Annotated in this window: 16 protein-coding genes; 15 read left to right on the top strand and 1 reads right to left on the bottom strand. The window is 39.9% G+C overall.

Annotation, left to right across the window (positions count from 1 at the left end; genetic code table 11):
- Positions 1-9 precede the first annotated feature (9 nt).
- Complete coding sequence (locus V7077_RS00245; protein ID WP_335497788.1) at positions 10-489, bottom strand: N-acetyltransferase; 480 nt, start codon at positions 487-489, stop codon at positions 10-12.
- 233 nt (positions 490-722) lie between these two features.
- On the opposite strand from V7077_RS00245, the gene V7077_RS00240 reads away from it, so the two are divergent.
- The 15 genes from V7077_RS00240 to murD all read left to right on the top strand — a co-directional run bounded on the left by V7077_RS00240 (position 723) and on the right by murD (position 17,740).
- Positions 723-2,060 carry an acetyl-CoA carboxylase biotin carboxylase subunit gene (locus V7077_RS00240; RefSeq protein WP_335497787.1) on the top strand — a complete coding sequence of 446 codons (1,338 nt, stop codon included), beginning with the start codon at positions 723-725 and terminating at the stop codon, positions 2,058-2,060.
- 15 nt (positions 2,061-2,075) lie between these two features.
- Positions 2,076-2,288 carry an acetyl-CoA carboxylase biotin carboxyl carrier protein subunit gene (locus V7077_RS00235; RefSeq protein WP_335497786.1) on the top strand — a complete coding sequence of 71 codons (213 nt, stop codon included), beginning with the start codon at positions 2,076-2,078 and terminating at the stop codon, positions 2,286-2,288.
- 26 nt (positions 2,289-2,314) lie between these two features.
- Entirely contained in the window at positions 2,315-3,856 is a 1,542-nt protein-coding gene (locus tag V7077_RS00230; protein WP_335497784.1) for an acyl-CoA carboxylase subunit beta, read from the top strand.
- Between the two features lie 123 nt (positions 3,857-3,979).
- On the top strand, positions 3,980-4,876 hold the full coding sequence (locus V7077_RS00225; protein WP_335497783.1) for a 2-dehydropantoate 2-reductase: 897 nt from the start codon (positions 3,980-3,982) through the stop codon (positions 4,874-4,876).
- 1 nt (position 4,877) lies between these two features.
- Positions 4,878-5,273, top strand: a complete 396-nt coding sequence (locus tag V7077_RS00220; RefSeq protein WP_335497782.1) for a DUF3397 domain-containing protein — start codon at positions 4,878-4,880, stop codon at positions 5,271-5,273.
- A gap of 86 nt (positions 5,274-5,359) precedes the next feature.
- Positions 5,360-6,994, top strand: a complete 1,635-nt coding sequence (gene bshC / locus V7077_RS00215; protein ID WP_335497781.1) for a bacillithiol biosynthesis cysteine-adding enzyme BshC — start codon at positions 5,360-5,362, stop codon at positions 6,992-6,994.
- 157 nt (positions 6,995-7,151) lie between these two features.
- The gene (gene mraZ, locus V7077_RS00210; protein ID WP_335497779.1) at positions 7,152-7,583 is read left to right on the top strand and encodes a division/cell wall cluster transcriptional repressor MraZ; all 432 of its coding nucleotides are present in this window, start codon (positions 7,152-7,154) and stop codon (positions 7,581-7,583) included.
- Positions 7,584-7,646: 63 nt separating this feature from the next.
- On the top strand, positions 7,647-8,579 hold the full coding sequence (rsmH, locus tag V7077_RS00205; protein ID WP_335497778.1) for a 16S rRNA (cytosine(1402)-N(4))-methyltransferase RsmH: 933 nt from the start codon (positions 7,647-7,649) through the stop codon (positions 8,577-8,579).
- A gap of 89 nt (positions 8,580-8,668) precedes the next feature.
- Positions 8,669-9,028, top strand: coding sequence for a cell division protein FtsL (gene ftsL, locus V7077_RS00200; protein ID WP_335497776.1), 360 nt, complete (start codon positions 8,669-8,671; stop codon positions 9,026-9,028).
- Positions 9,025-11,259: a penicillin-binding protein gene (locus V7077_RS00195; protein WP_335497774.1), complete on the top strand. Its 2,235-nt coding sequence runs from the start codon at positions 9,025-9,027 to the stop codon at positions 11,257-11,259. Before ftsL ends, V7077_RS00195 begins: the two co-directional genes overlap by 4 nt.
- A 129-nt stretch (positions 11,260-11,388) precedes the next feature.
- Positions 11,389-13,308: a stage V sporulation protein D gene (locus V7077_RS00190; protein ID WP_335497773.1), complete on the top strand. Its 1,920-nt coding sequence runs from the start codon at positions 11,389-11,391 to the stop codon at positions 13,306-13,308.
- Positions 13,309-13,501: 193 nt separating this feature from the next.
- On the top strand, positions 13,502-14,962 hold the full coding sequence (locus tag V7077_RS00185) for a UDP-N-acetylmuramoyl-L-alanyl-D-glutamate--2,6-diaminopimelate ligase (protein ID WP_335497771.1): 1,461 nt from the start codon (positions 13,502-13,504) through the stop codon (positions 14,960-14,962).
- A 2-nt stretch (positions 14,963-14,964) separates the two neighbouring features.
- Entirely contained in the window at positions 14,965-15,408 is a 444-nt protein-coding gene (locus V7077_RS00180) for a hypothetical protein (RefSeq protein ID WP_335497769.1), read from the top strand.
- Between the two features lies 1 nt (position 15,409).
- On the top strand, positions 15,410-16,387 hold the full coding sequence (gene mraY / locus V7077_RS00175; RefSeq protein WP_215040702.1) for a phospho-N-acetylmuramoyl-pentapeptide-transferase: 978 nt from the start codon (positions 15,410-15,412) through the stop codon (positions 16,385-16,387).
- Entirely contained in the window at positions 16,388-17,740 is a 1,353-nt protein-coding gene (gene murD, locus V7077_RS00170; RefSeq protein ID WP_335497768.1) for a UDP-N-acetylmuramoyl-L-alanine--D-glutamate ligase, read from the top strand.
- The last annotated feature ends 49 nt before the right edge of the window (positions 17,741-17,789 follow it).

The raw sequence follows: 17,789 nt of genomic DNA, 5'->3' as shown, positions 1-17,789 counted from the left end.
GGTATTTAATTATTTTTGATGTTGCTGTGCTTCGACGCCGTCTGGATACCAAACAAGAGGATTTTCGCCGCGGTCACGCTCCATTTCATATTCTACATTAGCGAAGCCCAATTTTTCAAAAAATCCACTAGATTGTACTCTTGGATTTGTCTTAATAGGCAGACCAAAGCTCTTAGCAAAATCAACTAAAGCTTTCCCAAATCCTTTTCCTTGGTAGCCAGGTAATACTTCAAGCTTCCACAATTCCAAGTAATTTTGTGGTGGGAAGAAATAACGGTCAAATTTTACATCAATTTGATATAAACTCATTCTTGCTACTAGTTTGTCCCCGAAATAGACTCCGTAAAAAGGGGATTCACTATTATTATCTATCATATTTGCTTCCAAATCTTCAAGCATCGATAATTCCTGAAGACCATATTCTTTAAATTTTTTAAACTCTTCCAACGTTTTAAAATTTATTTTTAGTTTCTCCACTTTGTACACCATAGCCTGCCTCCTAAATGTGATATCGTGTTCCTGTATATATTCATATGCTCTTGAATAATATAAAGAGAATTAATATTTGCATTATTCAAAATCGATTACTATCATTATATAACAAATAGATAAAAAATTCTTCAAATAAGTTGCGAAAGCGTTTGCAAAATTTGCAGGAAATTTCTTGAATCGTGTAGAAACATTTATGGAAGGCGTTAAAAGGGAATGAAAGGGGAAGAAAAGTGCAAAAAATTTTAATTGCCAATCGAGGAGAAATTGCCCTTAGGATTATTAAAACCTGTCAGATGATGGGAATTGAAACGATTGCTATTTATTCCGAAGCTGATAAGGATATGCCTTTTGTAAAAGAAGCAACTAAGGCAATACATGTCGGAGAACCGCATGTCAGCAAGTCTTATTTGCGAGTTGACAAGATCTTGGAAATCGCCCGCGACGAAAAAGTGGATGCGATACACCCTGGATATGGTTTTCTATCGGAGAACGCAGCTTTTGCAGAGCAGACCATCAAAGCAGGTATGATCTTTATTGGACCTGAGCCTAAAACAATTGAGTTAATGGGGGATAAAATTGCTTCCCGTCAAACAATGGTGAATGCAGGTGTTCCGGTAGTACCCGGAAGCAGCCGTGGATTGAAAACGATTGAAGAGGCCTGCAGCCTAGCAGAGACCATTGGTTACCCGATTATGCTGAAGGCGAGCGGCGGCGGGGGAGGAATTGGCATGGTCTTATGTGAAAATGAGCAAGCGCTCATTAAGTCATATGAATCTACCAAGAAGAGAGCGATGACTTACTTTGGTTCTGATGAAGTATTTATCGAAAAATATATTACGGAATCCAGACATATTGAGGTTCAGGTTTTCGGTGATCGGCTTGGAAATATAATTCATCTGTTTGAAAGGGATTGTTCCATTCAAAGAAGACATCAAAAGGTTGTTGAAGAGTCCCCGTCACCCTTTTTATCTGAACATGTAAGGCAAAAGATGTTTGACACAGCGATTAAAGCTGCTCGTGCCGTTAACTATACAAACGCAGGAACAGTAGAGTTTATTGTAGATCAAGAAGAAAACTTTTATTTTCTTGAAATGAACACACGCTTACAGGTCGAGCATCCGGTAACGGAAATGATCACAGGGCTTGATTTGGTGCAGTGGCAAATCCTAGTTGCTCGAGGTGAAAAGCTCCCGTTACAGCAAGCTGAAATTTCATCGGATGGTCATGCCGTTGAATTTCGTTTGTATGCGGAAGATCCTGTCCGTTTTTTACCTTCTCCAGGAAAAATTACCACTCTTCAATGGAAAGTGGAAGAAGGGAGTCGGATTGATTACGGATATATGGAAGGCGGGACAGTAACTCCTTTTTATGACCCGTTGATTGCCAAATGCATTTTTTACGGGGAATCACGACAAAAAGCATTAGCTGCTGCAAACCGTTTTTTTAATGACATAAAAATTGAGGGTATTAAAACAAATGTGCCGCTTTTTTTAACAATCCTAGACTCCGACTCTTTCCAAAAGGGAGAGTATACCACTCATTTCTTAAATAAAAATCATGTTAAATAAGGGGAGAATTCAAAAATGAAGGAAATCACAGCATCAATGGCAGGTACGGTCCTAAACATTTTCGTTGCAGCGGGGGCTCAAGTAAATCCTGGGCAGGAAGTTGTCATGTTAGAATCAATGAAAATGGAAATCCCAATTGAAAGCGGTATAGAGGGAGTTGTCCGTGAGGTAAAGGTAAATAGCGGGGATTTTGTTAATGAGGGTGATGTCTTACTGGTACTAGAATAGCATGTTTAGAAAAAGGGGGAGCACGGGTGACGACAATTAATACGTTAGTTGATCAATTAAACGATAATCGTAAAAGGATTGAAGCTGGCGGCCAGCCTAAGTATCATGAGAAGGCTAAGGAACAAAAAAAACTTTTTGTCCGTGAGCGCTTATCGTTATTATTTGATGAGGGTAAGTATGAAGAAGATGGCAAATTTGCTAACTTTAAAGCTGAGGATCTTCCTGCAGATGGTGTTGTAACTGCTATCGGGAAAATTAATGGCCAGACGGTGTGTGTGATGGCGAATGACTCGACCATTAAAGCAGGCTCATGGGGTGCTCGTACGGTAGAGAAAATTATCCGTATTCAAGAAACAGCGGAAAAGTTAAAAGTTCCGATATTTTATTTAGTTGATTCGGCCGGAGCGAGAATCACGGATCAAGTAGAGATGTTTCCAAATCGGCGCGGTGCTGGAAAAATCTTTTATAATCAAGTAAAGCTTTCTGGTATGATCCCACAGGTATGTATTTTATTTGGTCCATCTGCCGCTGGAGGAGCTTACATCCCGGCATTTTGTGACATTGTCATTATGGTCGACCAAAATGCATCCATGTATTTAGGTTCGCCAAGGATGGCTGAGAAAGTCATCGGGGAAAAAGTAACGCTTGAGGAAATGGGCGGTGCCCGGATGCATTGCACAGTCTCGGGCTGTGGCGATATACTCGCCTATAGTGAGGAAGAAGCCATTGACTCTGCAAAAAAATATATCAGCTTTTTTCCTGCCAGCTTTAAAGAAGTGACGAAAAAAATTGCGGGAATCCAAGCAAAACAAGGCCGAGAATTAGAAACGATTATTCCGGAAAACCAAAATGCACCATTTGATATGCTGGAATGTATTGAGCAATTAGTAGATAATGACAGTTTTTATGAAATCAAGGAGCTATTCGCACCAGAAATTATTACTGGTTTAGCCCGCCTCGATGGCAGGGCCGTAGGGATTATCGCCAATCAGCCAAAGGTAAAAGGAGGCGTTTTATTTGTAGATTCTGCAGATAAAGCAGCAAAATTCATTCAGCTTTGCGATGCCTTTCATATTCCATTATTGTTCTTAGCAGATGTTCCTGGCTTTATGATTGGCACAAAAGTGGAACGGGCCGGGATAATCCGTCATGGCGCCAAATTAATTGCCGCTATGAGTTCAGCCACTGTACCCAAAATTTCCGTGATCGTGAGAAAGGCATACGGTGCAGGGCTTTATGCAATGGCAGGTCCAGCCTTTGAGCCTGACTGCTGCATTGCCTTACCTACTGCCCAAATAGCGGTCATGGGCCCTGAAGCGGCTGTAAATGCGGTTTACTCTAATAAAATCAATGAAATTGCCGATCCAAAAGAAAGGATTGCTTTTGTCCAAGAAAAGCATAAAGAATATAAAGAGCAAATTGACATTTATAAATTAGCTTCTGAGTTAATAGTTGATGAAATTGTTGCGCCTTCCGAACTAAGAGATGTCTTGATTCAGCGGTTTACTTACTATGAAACAAAAGAGCTAACCTTTAGTGTCAGGAAACATCCCGTCTATCCTGTATAAAAGATGGAACCTTTTCGACAGATATTCGAAAAGGTTTTTTTGTGTCTACTAACAAATGGAATCATCTGATAGAATATTAGCAAGCGGTATTACAATGCAGATTAAAAAAAGGGGTAAACTTCCATGAGGGTTGGGATTATTGGAGCGGGATCAATTGGATTATTGTTTGCTGCCTACCTTAGCCGATTATTTGATGTAACTGTTTATACAAGGTCCCAAGAACAAGCAAATGAAATAGATTTACATGGAATCTCATTGCTTAACAGGATGGACAGGACAGTTGCTGTAGTTAAAGCTGTGCCGATAACGGACTGGCAGGGGTCAGATGAGTTAACGATTGTAGCGGTAAAACAATATCAGCTATTTTCAATTATAGAGAGATTAAAACAAACACCGACAATGCCTGAAAACCTTTTATTTTTACAAAATGGGATGGGGCATTTAAAACTGCTTAACGATCTTAAGGGAACTAATTTGTATGTCGGTTCAGTGGAGCATGGAGCTCTTCGAGAGAATCTTTATACCGTCCGGCACAACGGTGCAGGTACAACTAATGTAGCCGTTTATAAGGGGGATTCTGGGTTCCTGCAATGGTTGACGGGTGTCGTTTCTAAAGTGTTTCCGATGACTTATCAAGAAGAATATCTTGCTATGCTGGAAAAAAAGTTAATTGCCAACGCCTTGATTAATCCATTAACGGCGATCCTTCAAGTGCAAAATGGGGTACTAGTGGATAATCCATTTTATTATAAGATATTACAAAATCTATTTTGTGAAATTTCTGCTATATTAAATCTTAAGCAACCGGAAGAATATTGGGGGCAAGTGATTAAAATATGTCAACAAACAGCGGATAATCGTTCGTCTATGTTAAAAGATATAGAAGCTAACCGACTGACAGAGGTAGACGCCATTTTAGGGTATTTACTTGAAGAAGCCGACCGCAAAGGGATAACATCGCCTCAACTAGTAACGCTTTATTATCTAATTAAAGGAAAAGAAAGCCAAGGGGAGAGGTAGCGTGAGCACCATTTTTTCGTCTATTCTAACCATATTCTTTGCGATACCGGTTTTAGGGACCATTCTTGTCTATACTGTAATAAAGTTATTGTTAAAATCCACAAAAAAAGCGCTGCATAAGGCTCTTGATTATACAACTATTTTGTATATTATTTCCGTCCATTTTTTAATTGTCACTCTATGGGAAAAATCGTTTTTTTGGTTAATAATACTAATAATGCTCTTAATCGCAATGGTGTTTGTTTTCGTTCATTGGAAGGTTAAGGAGGAAATCATCGTCAAACGAGTTTGGAAAGGTTTTTGGCGGTTTAATTTTATCTTATTTTTTTTCGCCTATTTTGTCCTTACCTTTTATGGTTTAGTATCCCGAGCCATCACCTTTAGTTTTTCATCCTAAATTAGAGCAAAAGTTTTCTTTAAATAGGGCGGATAATGGTATACTCGTTTAAGAATGAATCATGGTTACAGAAAGGAAGTACATGAATGGAGATTTTAAATCTCTCTTTGCCGGCAACGAATCGATTTGCATCGAATTATTTGGAACAATCTATTCAAATCCAGCCTTTTTTTCATTATCGCTATAATGACGTACAAGAAGATATGAAAAGAATGCATGAGTTAAACGATAGACCGTTTCCACGCATGGAGGTTGCTCAGCATATTGAGAGCTTTATGAAGAGTTTTCCCTCTTCAGAAGCTGTAAAGAAATCAATTAATAAACTTAAACAACCTGATAGTCTTGTCGTAATTGGCGGTCAGCAGGCTGGAATCCTTACAGGACCCCTCTATTCTATACATAAAGTTATTTCCATTATAAAGCTGGCAGAACAAAAAGAAAGACAGCTTGGTGTTCCGGTTATTCCCGTTTTCTGGATTGCAGGAGAGGATCATGATTTTCAAGAAGTTAATCATGTGTATGTCCAAACAGAACAGAAGGCAGATAAATGGGTGTATCCTGAAAAGGTGCTTCAAAAGAAAATGGTTTCTGATATTGTGTTGGATAAAGATATTTGTCTGTCATGGGTTCAGAACTTAATAAAAAATTTTGGTGAAACCGAATACACCAATGGGCTGGTAGCATTTGCGGAAAAGCAAATAGTAAAATCATCTAATTTTGTTGATTTCTTTGCAAACCTTATTATGGAACTGTTTAAGGATTATGGGCTGCTTATCGTTGACTCTGGTAACAAGGAATTTCGACAGTTACAAAAGGGTTTTTTTCAAGAGCAGATTAAGCATCACGACGTGATCACTTTCTCTTTATTAGAGCAGCAAAAACAAATAGAAAAGAGGGGGTTTCCAAATGCTATTGATGCATCTGAGAAAGCTGCCAATCTCTTCTATTATCATCAACGGTTAAATGAGAGGATCCTGCTGGAGTTTGATCGTGAGAACGATTGCTTTGTGGGTAAAAGTGGGGCGATTTCCTTTACAGAAGAGGAATTACTTTCATTAGCCAATGAAAATCCTGCTGTTTTAAGCAACAATGTGGTTACACGTCCCTTAATGCAAGAATGGCTTTTCCCGACCATTGCCTTTATTGCTGGACCTGGGGAAATCGCTTATTGGGCGGAACTAAAACTTGTGTTTGAGCATTTTCATATAAAAATGCCGCCAATTGTCCCGCGTTTAAATATCACCTTCTTAGATCGATCAGTAGAAACAGATTTAGCCGAATTACATTTAAATCTGAGTGAAGTTTTAAGCAGGGGTACTAAGCAGGAGAAAGAAAGGTTTTTAGAAGCCATTAAAGACCAAGAACTTGAACAGTTATTTACAAGTACAATGGATCAGTTAGTGAAGCAGTACAAACTAATCGAGGCGAAAACTGAGCAATTAGATCGTGGTCTTTTGCCAATGCTCAAGAAAAATGAACATTACTTGTTAAAAGAAATTGGTTTCATGCGATCGAAACTTGAAGAATCCGTAAAGCTAAAACACGAGACGCTCTTAAGAAAATATGCACGTGTAGATCTTGCTTTACGGCCAGATGGGTCCCCACAAGAACGGGTCTGGAATATCTTTTATTATTTAAATCAATATGGTCCACACTTTATAGCAGATATTATGACTGGCAGCTACGAATTCGATGGCAGGCATAAGGTCATAAAACTATAGATAAAACTCCACCTTTAGCGGTGGAGTTTTTCTTTTTTTTTCTAAAAAATCATGGCTAAAAAAGGATTTTTTTAAAAGTGGGGCGAATAGTTAAAAAATAGGTGGTGGAAAGTGGGGGAATGTGGTACATTTTTAATAGAAAGTGGGGGTAATGGGTATGTTCATGGGTGAGTACCATCACAGCATTGATACGAAAGGCCGTTTAATCGTGCCCTCCAAATTCCGTGAAGAACTTGGTGACATGTTTATCATCACGCGAGGATTGGATCAATGTTTGTTTGGTTACCCAGTTTCTGAGTGGGGGCTGATTGAAGAAAAATTAAAAGGCCTGCCGCTTACAAAAAAAGATGCCCGTGCTTTTACTAGATTCTTCTTTTCCGGAGCGACAGAAAGTGAGCTGGATAAACAAGGAAGAATTAATATCCCTGCACCACTATTGCAATATGCTAAATTAGAAAAAGAATGTGTTATTTTGGGTGTTTCCAATCGAATTGAAATATGGAGCAAGCAGATTTGGGAGGATTATTTTACTCAATCTGAAGAATCTTTTGCTGAAATAGCAGAAAATATGATTGGCTTTGATATATAATGGGAAAGTTATATTAATATATTACTCATATATATCGTTCGATTGGAAAAGGAAGGTACGTAAATGTTTGAACATACAACTGTGTTATTAAATGAAGCTGTTGACGGATTAAATATTAAGTCAGATGGCATCTATGTAGATTGTACGCTGGGAGGGGCAGGTCACAGCTCTCTCATTCTTTCACGGCTAGGCGCGGGTGGAAGGCTCTATTCATTTGATCAAGATGAGATTGCGATTGCTAATGCGAAAGAGAAATTAGCCGAATACGGTGATCAATTAGTTATTATTAAAAGTAATTTTTTATATTTAAAAGAAGAGCTTGAAAACCGTGGGATTGATAAGGTAGATGGAATTTTATATGACTTGGGAGTTTCTTCACCACAGCTCGATACACCGGAGCGGGGGTTTAGTTACCACCATGATGCCCCGTTGGATATGAGAATGGATAACGAAGCTGATATCTCCGCGTACAACGTGATTAATCATTGGTCATATGAAGACCTCGTTCGTATCTTTTTTCGGTATGGAGAAGAGAAATTTTCCAAACAAATTGCACGGAAAATTGAAAGTGCCAGAGCGATTAAGCCAGTTGAGACCACTGGAGAGCTTGTGGAGTTAATTAAGGACGCCATTCCAGCACCTGCAAGACGAAAGGGCGGACATCCTGCCAAACGAGTTTTTCAAGCGGTTAGAATCGCTGTTAATGATGAACTGGCTGTATTTGAACAGTCTCTCAATCAAGCCATTGACTTATTAAATCCTGAGGGGAGAATAAGTGTGATTACCTTCCATTCTCTTGAGGATCGAATTTGTAAGGCAGCCTTTAAAAAGGCAAGTGAGACACCCCCTTTACCACATGGATTACCCATCATTCCGGATGAGTTTAAACCTATTTTAAAACTAGTTTCGCGTAAACCGATTCTTCCATCTGAAGCAGAATTGGGGCAAAACAACCGGGCACGTTCAGCAAAACTTCGAATTGCTGAAAAATTATAAAAACCTCTATGCGCACGTTTTCGTGCGCTAAAGCTGACATTTTTTAGAGTAAGACGAAGATTAGATGATAGAATCTGGAGGGGAAGTATTTGAGTAATCTTGCCAGGAAAGTATTAGAACAGCAACAAGCCGAGCAATCAGTTCAAATTAAACGACAAATAAAAATTAAAAAGTCCTGGCTGACTCCGGGGGAAAAAATCATTGGAGTGGTGTTCGCTGGAATGGTTTGTTTTGGAGCAATCCATCTAGTCTCCAATCAATCCAAAATCTATGAAGCGAACAAAGACCTCCAATCTGTTCAGGATAAGATAAATGAACAGGAAAAAGTGAATGGGGATCTAAAGGTTCAAGTAAGTGAACTAAGTTCTTATGACCGAATCTTCGCGAAGGCAAAGGAAATGGGTTTAGTAAAAGATGAAAATAACGTCAAGGTCGTGCAGCAGAAATGAATAGGAAACAGCCATATATGAATGTGGGAGCAGCGATATTGTTTGTGATATTCGGCCTGCTCTTTTTTGTATTGATTTGCAGGTATTTTTCAATTGAAATAACAGGAGAAGTAAATGGACAGCCTCTTGCCGCCAAGGCACAACAGAAATACAATCGCGAGGGAACCTTGCAGGCTAACAGGGGAATGATCTATGACCGAAATGGTGTGGCGGTCGCTGAAGATACAGCAGCTTACACCCTTATTGCGATCTTAGATAAGAAGATGACAACCAATCCTAAAAAACCTCAACATGTCGTTAATCTTAATAAAACGGCAGAGGAACTATCAAAATATATAAAATTAGATGAATCTGAGATTTATAGTATTTTATCAAATGGAAAAAAGAAAAAACGTTTTCAAGTAGAGTTTGGTAAGGAAGGACGAGATATCGATTTTAATACAAAGAAGAAAATTGAAAATCTAAAACTTCCTGGTATTACGTTCTCTCGTGATTCAAAACGCTTTTATCCAAATGGAATTTTCGCCTCGCATGTAGTCGGCTATGTAGACCGGACTGAGCAAAAGGACGGAACCTATAAAACTGTCGGGAAAATGGGAATTGAAAAAACCTTAAACAATCAACTGACAGGAAAAAATGGCAGTATAAACTATGAGAGTGATTTATGGGGGTATATCCTGCCTGACGGTAAAGAAAAAATATCGGCAGCGAAAAATGGAAATGATGTTTATTTAACGATTGATCAAAAGATTCAAACCTTCCTAGAAGATGCGATGGATCAAGTGGTAAAGGATTATAAACCAAAAAAAATAATTGCGATTGTTGCAGATCCTAAAACAGGGGATATTCTAGCAATGGGCCAGCGTCCGTCATTTGAACCGGAAACAAAAGAAGGAATTACTGATAGCTGGCATAATGAAGCGATTGAAACATCCTACGAACCAGGTTCAACCATGAAAATCTTTACTCTGGCCGCAGCTGTTCAGGAGGGAGTATTTAATCCAAATGAAAAGTATCAATCTGGATCATTTAAAGTAACAGAAAAAAGCCAAACGATTCACGATCACAATTATTCAGGCTGGGGATCTATTACCTATCTAGAAGGAGTTCAACGCTCGTCCAATGTAGCGTTTGCTAAAATAGCCAAAGAAAAGTTAGGCTTCGAGAAATTTAGAGAGTATTTGACCAAATTTGGTTTTGATAAACCTACAGGAATTGAACTTCCTAATGAGACATCAGGGAAAATTCAATACCACTATCCGATTGAAAAAATAACCACAGCATATGGACAAGGTACAGCAATTACCGCCATTCAACAAATTCAGGCAGCAACTGCGATTGCTAATAATGGAAAAATGTTACAGCCTCATGTGGTGAAGAAAATTGTTGATCACGATACAGGAAAGAGGATCGAGGAAACCTCACCGAAAGTCGTTTCAACTCCGATATCGGCTGGTACGGCTAAAGAGGTACGTGATATTTTAGAAACGGTTGTCACATCGCCTAAAGGCACAGGAGCACGTTACAAAATTGACGGTTATAGTGTTGCTGGTAAGACAGGTACAGCTAACATTCCGGGACCAAATGGTAAATATTTACCCGGTGCGAATAATTATGTCTTTTCTTTCTTAGGGATGGCACCAAAAGATGACCCGAAACTAATTGTTTATGTAGCCGTACAACAACCTAAACTTCAAGGGGCTGAAGCGGGTCAAGGGGCAATTCCGGTCTCTGAAATTTTTAATCCGGTGATGAAAAGTAGTTTAAATTATTTAAATATCCAACCTTCTAAGCTTGAAGTGGCGTCAATTAATAAGCTGCCTAAATTGGTGGGTGAGCCTGTTCAGGATACCGTTCAGAGCTTAAAGGCAGATGGATTTGAAACTGTCGTTCTAGGTAACGGTAAAAAGGTAACTGCACAACTGCCTAAGGCTGGAACCACCATTTTAGAAGGTGAAAAAGTAATTATTAAAACTTCCGGCAAAATGACGGCACCTGATATGGCAGGCTGGTCGCTCCGTGATGTCATGAAGGTTGCTAAGTTGGCCAATTTAAAATTGAATTCTAAGGGGCAGGGTTTTGTCACCTATCAAAATATTAAGCCGGATGAACCTTTAAAAAGCGGGGAATATCTCAATGTCGAATTAAAAACCCCGGAAGAACAATCGACCAATAATAAGAAACAAGATGCTAATGAACAATCAAATAGTGAGCAAACCGTTCAAGACTAATAAAAACCCGCTGGAAAAGCGGGTTTTTATTTTACCTCAGGAGGTTGTCCCGTTCTATTTAAATAAGTACAAGCATATAAATGAACGATACTGAAAGTGAATGTGGACTAAAGGAGGATCATTCATTATATGCGTGTTTCTAATGTTACTGTTCGAAAACGGCTAATGATTGCACTATTCGTTGGATTCCTTGCCTTCTTAATTATTGATGTTCGCCTTGGATACGTTCAGTTTGTTCTTGGTGATATGCTGACCGATAAAGCGAAAGGTTCGTGGAGTCGAAATATCCCTTTTGAACCGGAGCGGGGCAAAATTGTTGATCGGAATGGGGTAGCGTTAGCAACCAATATTAGTGCACCCACCGTCTATGTAATACCACGGCAAATTAAAGACCCGGCAGCCACAGCTGAGAAGCTTGCGACGGTATTAAATATGTCTAAAGAAACAGCCTACCGAGAAATTACTAAAAAAGCCTCATCAGTCCGGATAAAAGAAGGCCGCAAAATCTCCCATGAAAAGGCGAAAGAAATTAGGGCTCTTGGACTCGAAGGAGTCTATGTTGGAGAAGATTCCAAACGGTATTATCCAAATGGAAGCTACCTTTCTCATGTTCTGGGCTTTACAGGAGTGGACAACCAAGGACTAATGGGACTTGAACAGTTTTATGATAAAGAATTGAGTGGTGAAAGGGGGGCTGTGAAATTTTATGCCAACGCTAAAGGGGAAAGAATGAACGATATGGCAGATGACTATGAGCAGCCCACCAAAGGGCTCGATTTACAATTAACGATTGATTCGAAAATACAAACAATCGTTGAAAGAGAGCTGGATATCGCCCAAGCGAAGTATAATCCCGATGGCATTGTCGCCATCGCAATGAATCCGAATAACGGTGAAATATTGGCGATGTCGAGCCGGCCAACGTTTGATCCCGCTAATTTTCGAAATGTTTCTCAAGAGGTCTACAATCGAAACCTCCCAGTCTGGTCAACCTATGAACCAGGGTCTACCTTTAAAATCATCACTCTTGCTGCAGCATTGAATGAAGGGAAGGTCAACTTGGAGAAGGAGCATTTTCATGATTCAGGCTCTGTTCAAGTGGCTGGGGCAAGGTTAAAGTGTTGGAAGAGAGGCGGCCACGGTGACCAAACCTTCCTCGAGGTTGTTGAAAATTCTTGTAACCCGGGTTTTGTCGAGTTAGGAGAACGATTAGGAAAGGATAAGCTCTTTAAGTATATTAAGGATTTTGGATTTGGCCAAAAGACTGGTATTGATTTGCAAGGCGAAGGAACCGGAATATTATTTAATTTGAATCGGGTTGGTCCAGTTGAACAAGCGACGACGGCTTTTGGACAGGGTGTGTCTGTTACACCAATCCAACAAATTACAGCGGTATCTGCCGCCATTAATGGCGGGATTCTATACAAGCCCTATATCGCAAAAGAGCTTATTGATCCAGTTACAAAAGAAGTGGTGATGAGAAATACGCCAGTAGTAAAAAGACGGGTTATTACAGAAAAAACATCGAAAGAAATCCGTAGTGCATTAGAAAGTGTTGTGGCAAAGGGTTCAGGTGGAAGGGCATTTATTGAAGGGTATCGAGTCGGAGGAAAGACAGGAACAGCACAAAAAGCACAGAATGGAAGATACCTTGAAAATAACTTTATTGTTTCCTTTATGGGGTTTGCACCTGCAGACGACCCGCAAATTGTAATCTATGTAGCAGTTGATAATCCGAAGGGGGTTACTGCCTTCGGGGGTACCGTCAGCGCTCCGATCGTAGGTGCAATTATGAAAGACGGCTTAAGTGCAATGGGAGTGAAACCGCGTAAGGATCAAATAGAGAAAGAAATCAAATGGCCCGATGTACCTTTGGTGAAGTTACCAGATTTTGTTGGCATGTCGAAAAGTGAACTTCAAGAGCAGCTTATTAATCTTTCAATTGATTCAAGCGGCGAAGGTGATGTGGTAGTGAGACAATCTCCGGATCCGGGTACGAAGGTAAAAGAAGGCTCAAAAGTAAGACTTTACTTTGGTAAAGGAGACTAAATAAATCAATAACGTGAAAATAGGAGGCGGCCGGAATGTTTTCCGCCGCCTAAAATTTTTATTACGGATTCATTACTAAATGGTAAAATAAAATATTTTAATGTAAAATAAGATGGAACTTTCGTAAGGATTTACGTTTAGGCATAAACTACTGATAATAGTTATGCGCAGTAATGAGAGGATTTGAGAAAAAATGAAGCTACAAAAGCTGCTTGAAAATTTGCACCCCATTTTGCCTTATAATGGGGAGAACCCAGAAATTACATCGATTGAAAACGATAATAGAAAGGTGCAAAAAGGGAGCTTATTTATTTGCATTAAAGGATATACCGTGGATGGACATGATTTCGCGGAATCAGCAGTTAAGAATGGAGCAGCTGCCGTTCTTGCTGAAAGACCATTAGAGTTAGACGTTCCGGTTTTGCTAGTTAACGATACTATGAGGGCGATGGCCGTTCTTGCTGATGCCTTTTATGGGCAGCCGACTAAAAGTCTTCACTTAATCGGAATAACAGGAACGAATGGGAAAACAACCACTAGCCACTTAATTGAAAAAATATTTGCCGATGCCGGGAAGAAGACGGGCTTAATTGGCACGATGTATACAAAAATCGCGGACCAGATCATTGAAACCAAAAATACCACTCCGGAAAGTTTGACGCTTCAAAAAACCTTTAACCAAATGGTCGATGCTGGTGTTAACACAGCTGTGATGGAGGTCTCATCGCATGCCCTGGATTTAGGAAGGGTTCATGGCTGTGATTATAATGTGGCGGTTTTTACTAACCTTACACAAGACCACCTTGACTACCATCACACAATGGAAGAATATAAGCGGGCAAAAAGCTTATTATTTGCGCAGCTTGGTAATACATTTGACTTAAGGAAACCAAAATATGCTGTCCTAAACGCGGATGATGATGCTTCAGAAATGTATAGCCGTTCAACTGCTGCACATGTTGTTACATACGGAATTGAGCAAAAGGCAGATCTCAAGGCCAAAAATATTCAGATGACACCGAAGGGAACCGTCTTTGACCTTGATATATTGGGTGTTACCTATCCAATTCGCATGCAGTTAATTGGCAAATTCAGTGTCTACAATGTACTGGCCAGTATTGGAGCTGCATTAGTCTCGCAACTTCCAATCGAACAAATCATTCATTCTATTGAAAGTGTCGAGGGGGTTGCTGGAAGGTTTGAACTTGTAAATGCAGGTCAGGATTTTACCGTCATTGTTGATTATGCGCATACACCGGATAGTTTAGAAAATGTATTAAAAACGATCCAGCATTTTGCGGAGAAAAAGGTTTTCGTTATTGTTGGCTGCGGAGGGGATCGCGACCGAACAAAACGCCCATTAATGGCGCAGATTGCCTGTCAATTAGCAACAGATCCGATCTTGACATCAGATAATCCTAGAAGCGAAGATCCTTTAGATATCTTGAAGGATATGGAAGCAGGGGTAAAAGGGGAAACCTATCAAGTCATTCCTGACCGGAGAAAAGCCATATATACAGCTGTAAGTCAGGCATCAGCTGGAGATGTCATCTTAATCGCCGGTAAAGGGCATGAAACCTATCAAATTATTGGTAATGAGGTTCATGATTTCGATGACCGTCTTGTTGCAAGGGAAGCGATTGAGGGGAGATAGTCATGTTTCTAGCTTTAAAAGATTTGGCCCGGTTGTTTACCGATAAACGGGGAACTCAAGATGAAATACTGTTTAGTACAGTGTCTGACTTAGCCGCTTTGGAACAGTCAAAAGGATTATTTGTGCCGATTAGCAAAGAGTCAGGGGAGCTCTTAGAAGCCATCTCAAATGGGGCTGTAGCTGCCATTTGGGATAAAGAAGTTACGCTTCCGCGCTACCTGCCTAACCAGTTTCCGATTTTTTTAACAAATGACCTGGCGGAAGCCTTAAGAGATATCATTAATCTTTATATAGAAAAAATAGATGGAGAAACGAACAAGCATATGGATAGAACAATCTTTAAAATTTCAAACAATAAACTTCTTAATAAAAATAACCAAACATATGATATTGCTGGGCAACTAGCAAAGCTGACATCAGAAAATAATCAGGAAAGGAGGGGATAAAATGAAGGAGCAAGTTATTTTTTTCACAATAATAATGGGTTTTTTGATCTCGGTTTTGCTTTCTCCTATTTTTATTCCCTTCTTGCGAAGATTGAAATTTGGACAAAGCATTCGTGAGGAAGGCCCTAAGTCGCACCAGAAAAAATCAGGTACTCCGACGATGGGGGGAGTGATGATTTTATTTTCAATAATCATTACCACGCTGGTTATGATTGCGAAATTTGCAGACCATACACCAGTAACAGCTTTTTTACTCTTGTTTGTCACATTTGGATTTGGCCTGTTAGGTTTTTTGGATGACTTTATTAAGGTTGTATTAAAACGTAACCTCGGACTTACATCCAGGCAGAAACTATTAGGACAAATTATTATATCTGTCATCTTTTATCTAATCTATAAACACACTGGTCAGTCAACTGAAATCAAGTTTCCTTTTGGTGATTTTTCCATTGATTTGGGCTGGGGATATGTGTTATTAATTATTTTCTGGCTTGTCGGCTTCTCTAATGCGGTCAATCTAACGGATGGTCTCGACGGTTTGGTGTCAGGCACCGCAGCGATTGCTTTTGGAGCTTTCGCTGTGCTTGCTTGGAATCAAAATCAGTTTGAAATTGCCGTGTTTTCTGTAGCCGTTGTTGGAGCGGTGTTAGGGTTCTTGGTATTTAATGCCCATCCTGCTAAAGTATTTATGGGTGATACAGGATCATTAGCGTTAGGAGGGGCAATTGCCGCGATTGCAATCCTAACAAAGCTGGAAATCCTGCTAATTATTATTGGCGGTGTATTTGTAATTGAAACCTTGTCGGTCATTCTTCAGGTAGCTTCCTTTAAAACTACCGGGAAACGGATCTTCCGAATGAGCCCCTTGCATCATCACTATGAACTAGTGGGCTGGTCGGAATGGCGGGTTGTCGTAACGTTTTGGAGTGTTGGATTAATTTTAGCGATACTAGGAATCTATATTGAGGTGTGGTTGTAATTGAAACAGATCGAATCTTATCGTTATAAAAAAATTCTTGTACTGGGTTTAGCTAAAAGTGGTGTAACGGCAGCCTCTTTGTTACATAAGCTTGGAGCGTTTGTTACTGTGAATGATAAAAAGCCATTATCAGAAAATCCCGAGGCTCAAGGATTACTAGAGCAAGGGATAAAAGTAATTTGTGGTGAGCACCCAATTGAACTCTTGGATGAGGGTTTCGAACTAATTGTGAAAAACCCAGGTATTCCTTATCATAATCCAATGATTGAAGGGGCTATTGAAAAGGAAATTCCTGTCATTACGGAGGTAGAGCTTGCGTATGAAATTTCTGAAGCTCCCTTTATAGGGATTACAGGTACAAATGGCAAAACAACTACGACTACCCTTGTCTATGAAATGATGAAGGAAGGAAACAAAAAGCCGTTAATAGCAGGTAATATCGGTACGGTTGCTTCAGGTGTTGCTCAAAAGGCGACAAAGGACAATAGGATTGTCATCGAACTTTCGTCTTTTCAATTAATGGGAATTAACAGCTTTACTCCGAAAATTGCGATCATTACTAACCTTTATGATGCCCATCTGGATTATCACGGCACCAGAAAGGAATACATTCAGGCGAAAGCCAATATTACGAAAAACCAGTCTGAACATGACTATTTAGTCATCAATGCGGACCAAGAAGAAACAATGGAAATTGCGCGAAATTCAAAAGCGACGATTATTCCTTTCTCCACTAAAAAGGAACTTTCAGAGGGAGCTTTTATTAAGGATGGCTGGTTGATCTTTAATCGTGAGCCGGTAATGGAAATTAGTGAAATCGTACTGCCGGGGGTACATAACCTCGAAAACATCTTATCTGCCATGGCTGCTGCCAAACTATCAGGCGTAGAAAACAGCGCCATCCAAACCGTCCTCAAAACCTTTACGGGTGTCAGGCACCGTTTGCAGTATGTCGCTGATGTAAATGGCAGGAAGGTTTATAATGATTCGAAGGCTACGAATATCTTAGCCACTATTAAGGCTTTATCGGCGTTTAAAGCGCCGACGATTTTACTTGCGGGTGGACTTGACCGCGGTAATGAGTTTGATGAGCTGCTTCCGTATTTAACCAATGTAAAAGCGTTAATCACGTTTGGTCAAACAGCTCCTAAGCTTGAGAGGGTTGGGAAGCTAGCCGGAATAAATTCCATCAGCCGTGTCGATAATGTTGAGAAGGCAGTGCCGGAAGCTTATCGATATTCAGAACCTGGCGACGTCATCCTTTTATCACCTGCTTGTGCAAGCTGGGATCAATATAAAAGTTTTGAAGTCCGGGGAGACATTTTTATCGAAGCGGTGCATAAGCTTAAGTAAGGGCTTGTCCTTCGAAAAGCGGAAGCGCACGTATAGCGGCGTATGGCCT

The sequence above is a fragment of the Neobacillus vireti genome, from assembly GCF_036962465.1.
In the GTDB taxonomy this organism is placed as follows: domain Bacteria; phylum Bacillota; class Bacilli; order Bacillales; family Cytobacillaceae; genus Neobacillus; species Neobacillus vireti_B.
This window is presented reverse-complemented; position numbering and strand designations above follow the sequence as displayed.

What these genes read in the sequence shown, in the direction of transcription:
- V7077_RS00245 (WP_335497788.1), bottom strand. Translation starts at nt 489, where the DNA reads ATGGTGTACAAAGTGGAGAAACTAAAAATAAATTTTAAAACGTTGGAA.
- V7077_RS00235 (WP_335497786.1), top strand. Translation starts at nt 2,076, where the DNA reads ATGAAGGAAATCACAGCATCAATGGCAGGTACGGTCCTAAACATTTTC.
- V7077_RS00225 (WP_335497783.1), top strand. Translation starts at nt 3,980, where the DNA reads ATGAGGGTTGGGATTATTGGAGCGGGATCAATTGGATTATTGTTTGCT.
- bshC (WP_335497781.1), top strand. Translation starts at nt 5,360, where the DNA reads ATGGAGATTTTAAATCTCTCTTTGCCGGCAACGAATCGATTTGCATCG.
- mraZ (WP_335497779.1), top strand. Translation starts at nt 7,152, where the DNA reads ATGTTCATGGGTGAGTACCATCACAGCATTGATACGAAAGGCCGTTTA.
- rsmH (WP_335497778.1), top strand. Translation starts at nt 7,647, where the DNA reads ATGTTTGAACATACAACTGTGTTATTAAATGAAGCTGTTGACGGATTA.
- V7077_RS00195 (WP_335497774.1), top strand. Translation starts at nt 9,025, where the DNA reads ATGAATAGGAAACAGCCATATATGAATGTGGGAGCAGCGATATTGTTT.
- V7077_RS00190 (WP_335497773.1), top strand. Translation starts at nt 11,389, where the DNA reads ATGCGTGTTTCTAATGTTACTGTTCGAAAACGGCTAATGATTGCACTA.
- V7077_RS00185 (WP_335497771.1), top strand. Translation starts at nt 13,502, where the DNA reads ATGAAGCTACAAAAGCTGCTTGAAAATTTGCACCCCATTTTGCCTTAT.
- V7077_RS00180 (WP_335497769.1), top strand. Translation starts at nt 14,965, where the DNA reads ATGTTTCTAGCTTTAAAAGATTTGGCCCGGTTGTTTACCGATAAACGG.
- mraY (WP_215040702.1), top strand. Translation starts at nt 15,410, where the DNA reads ATGAAGGAGCAAGTTATTTTTTTCACAATAATAATGGGTTTTTTGATC.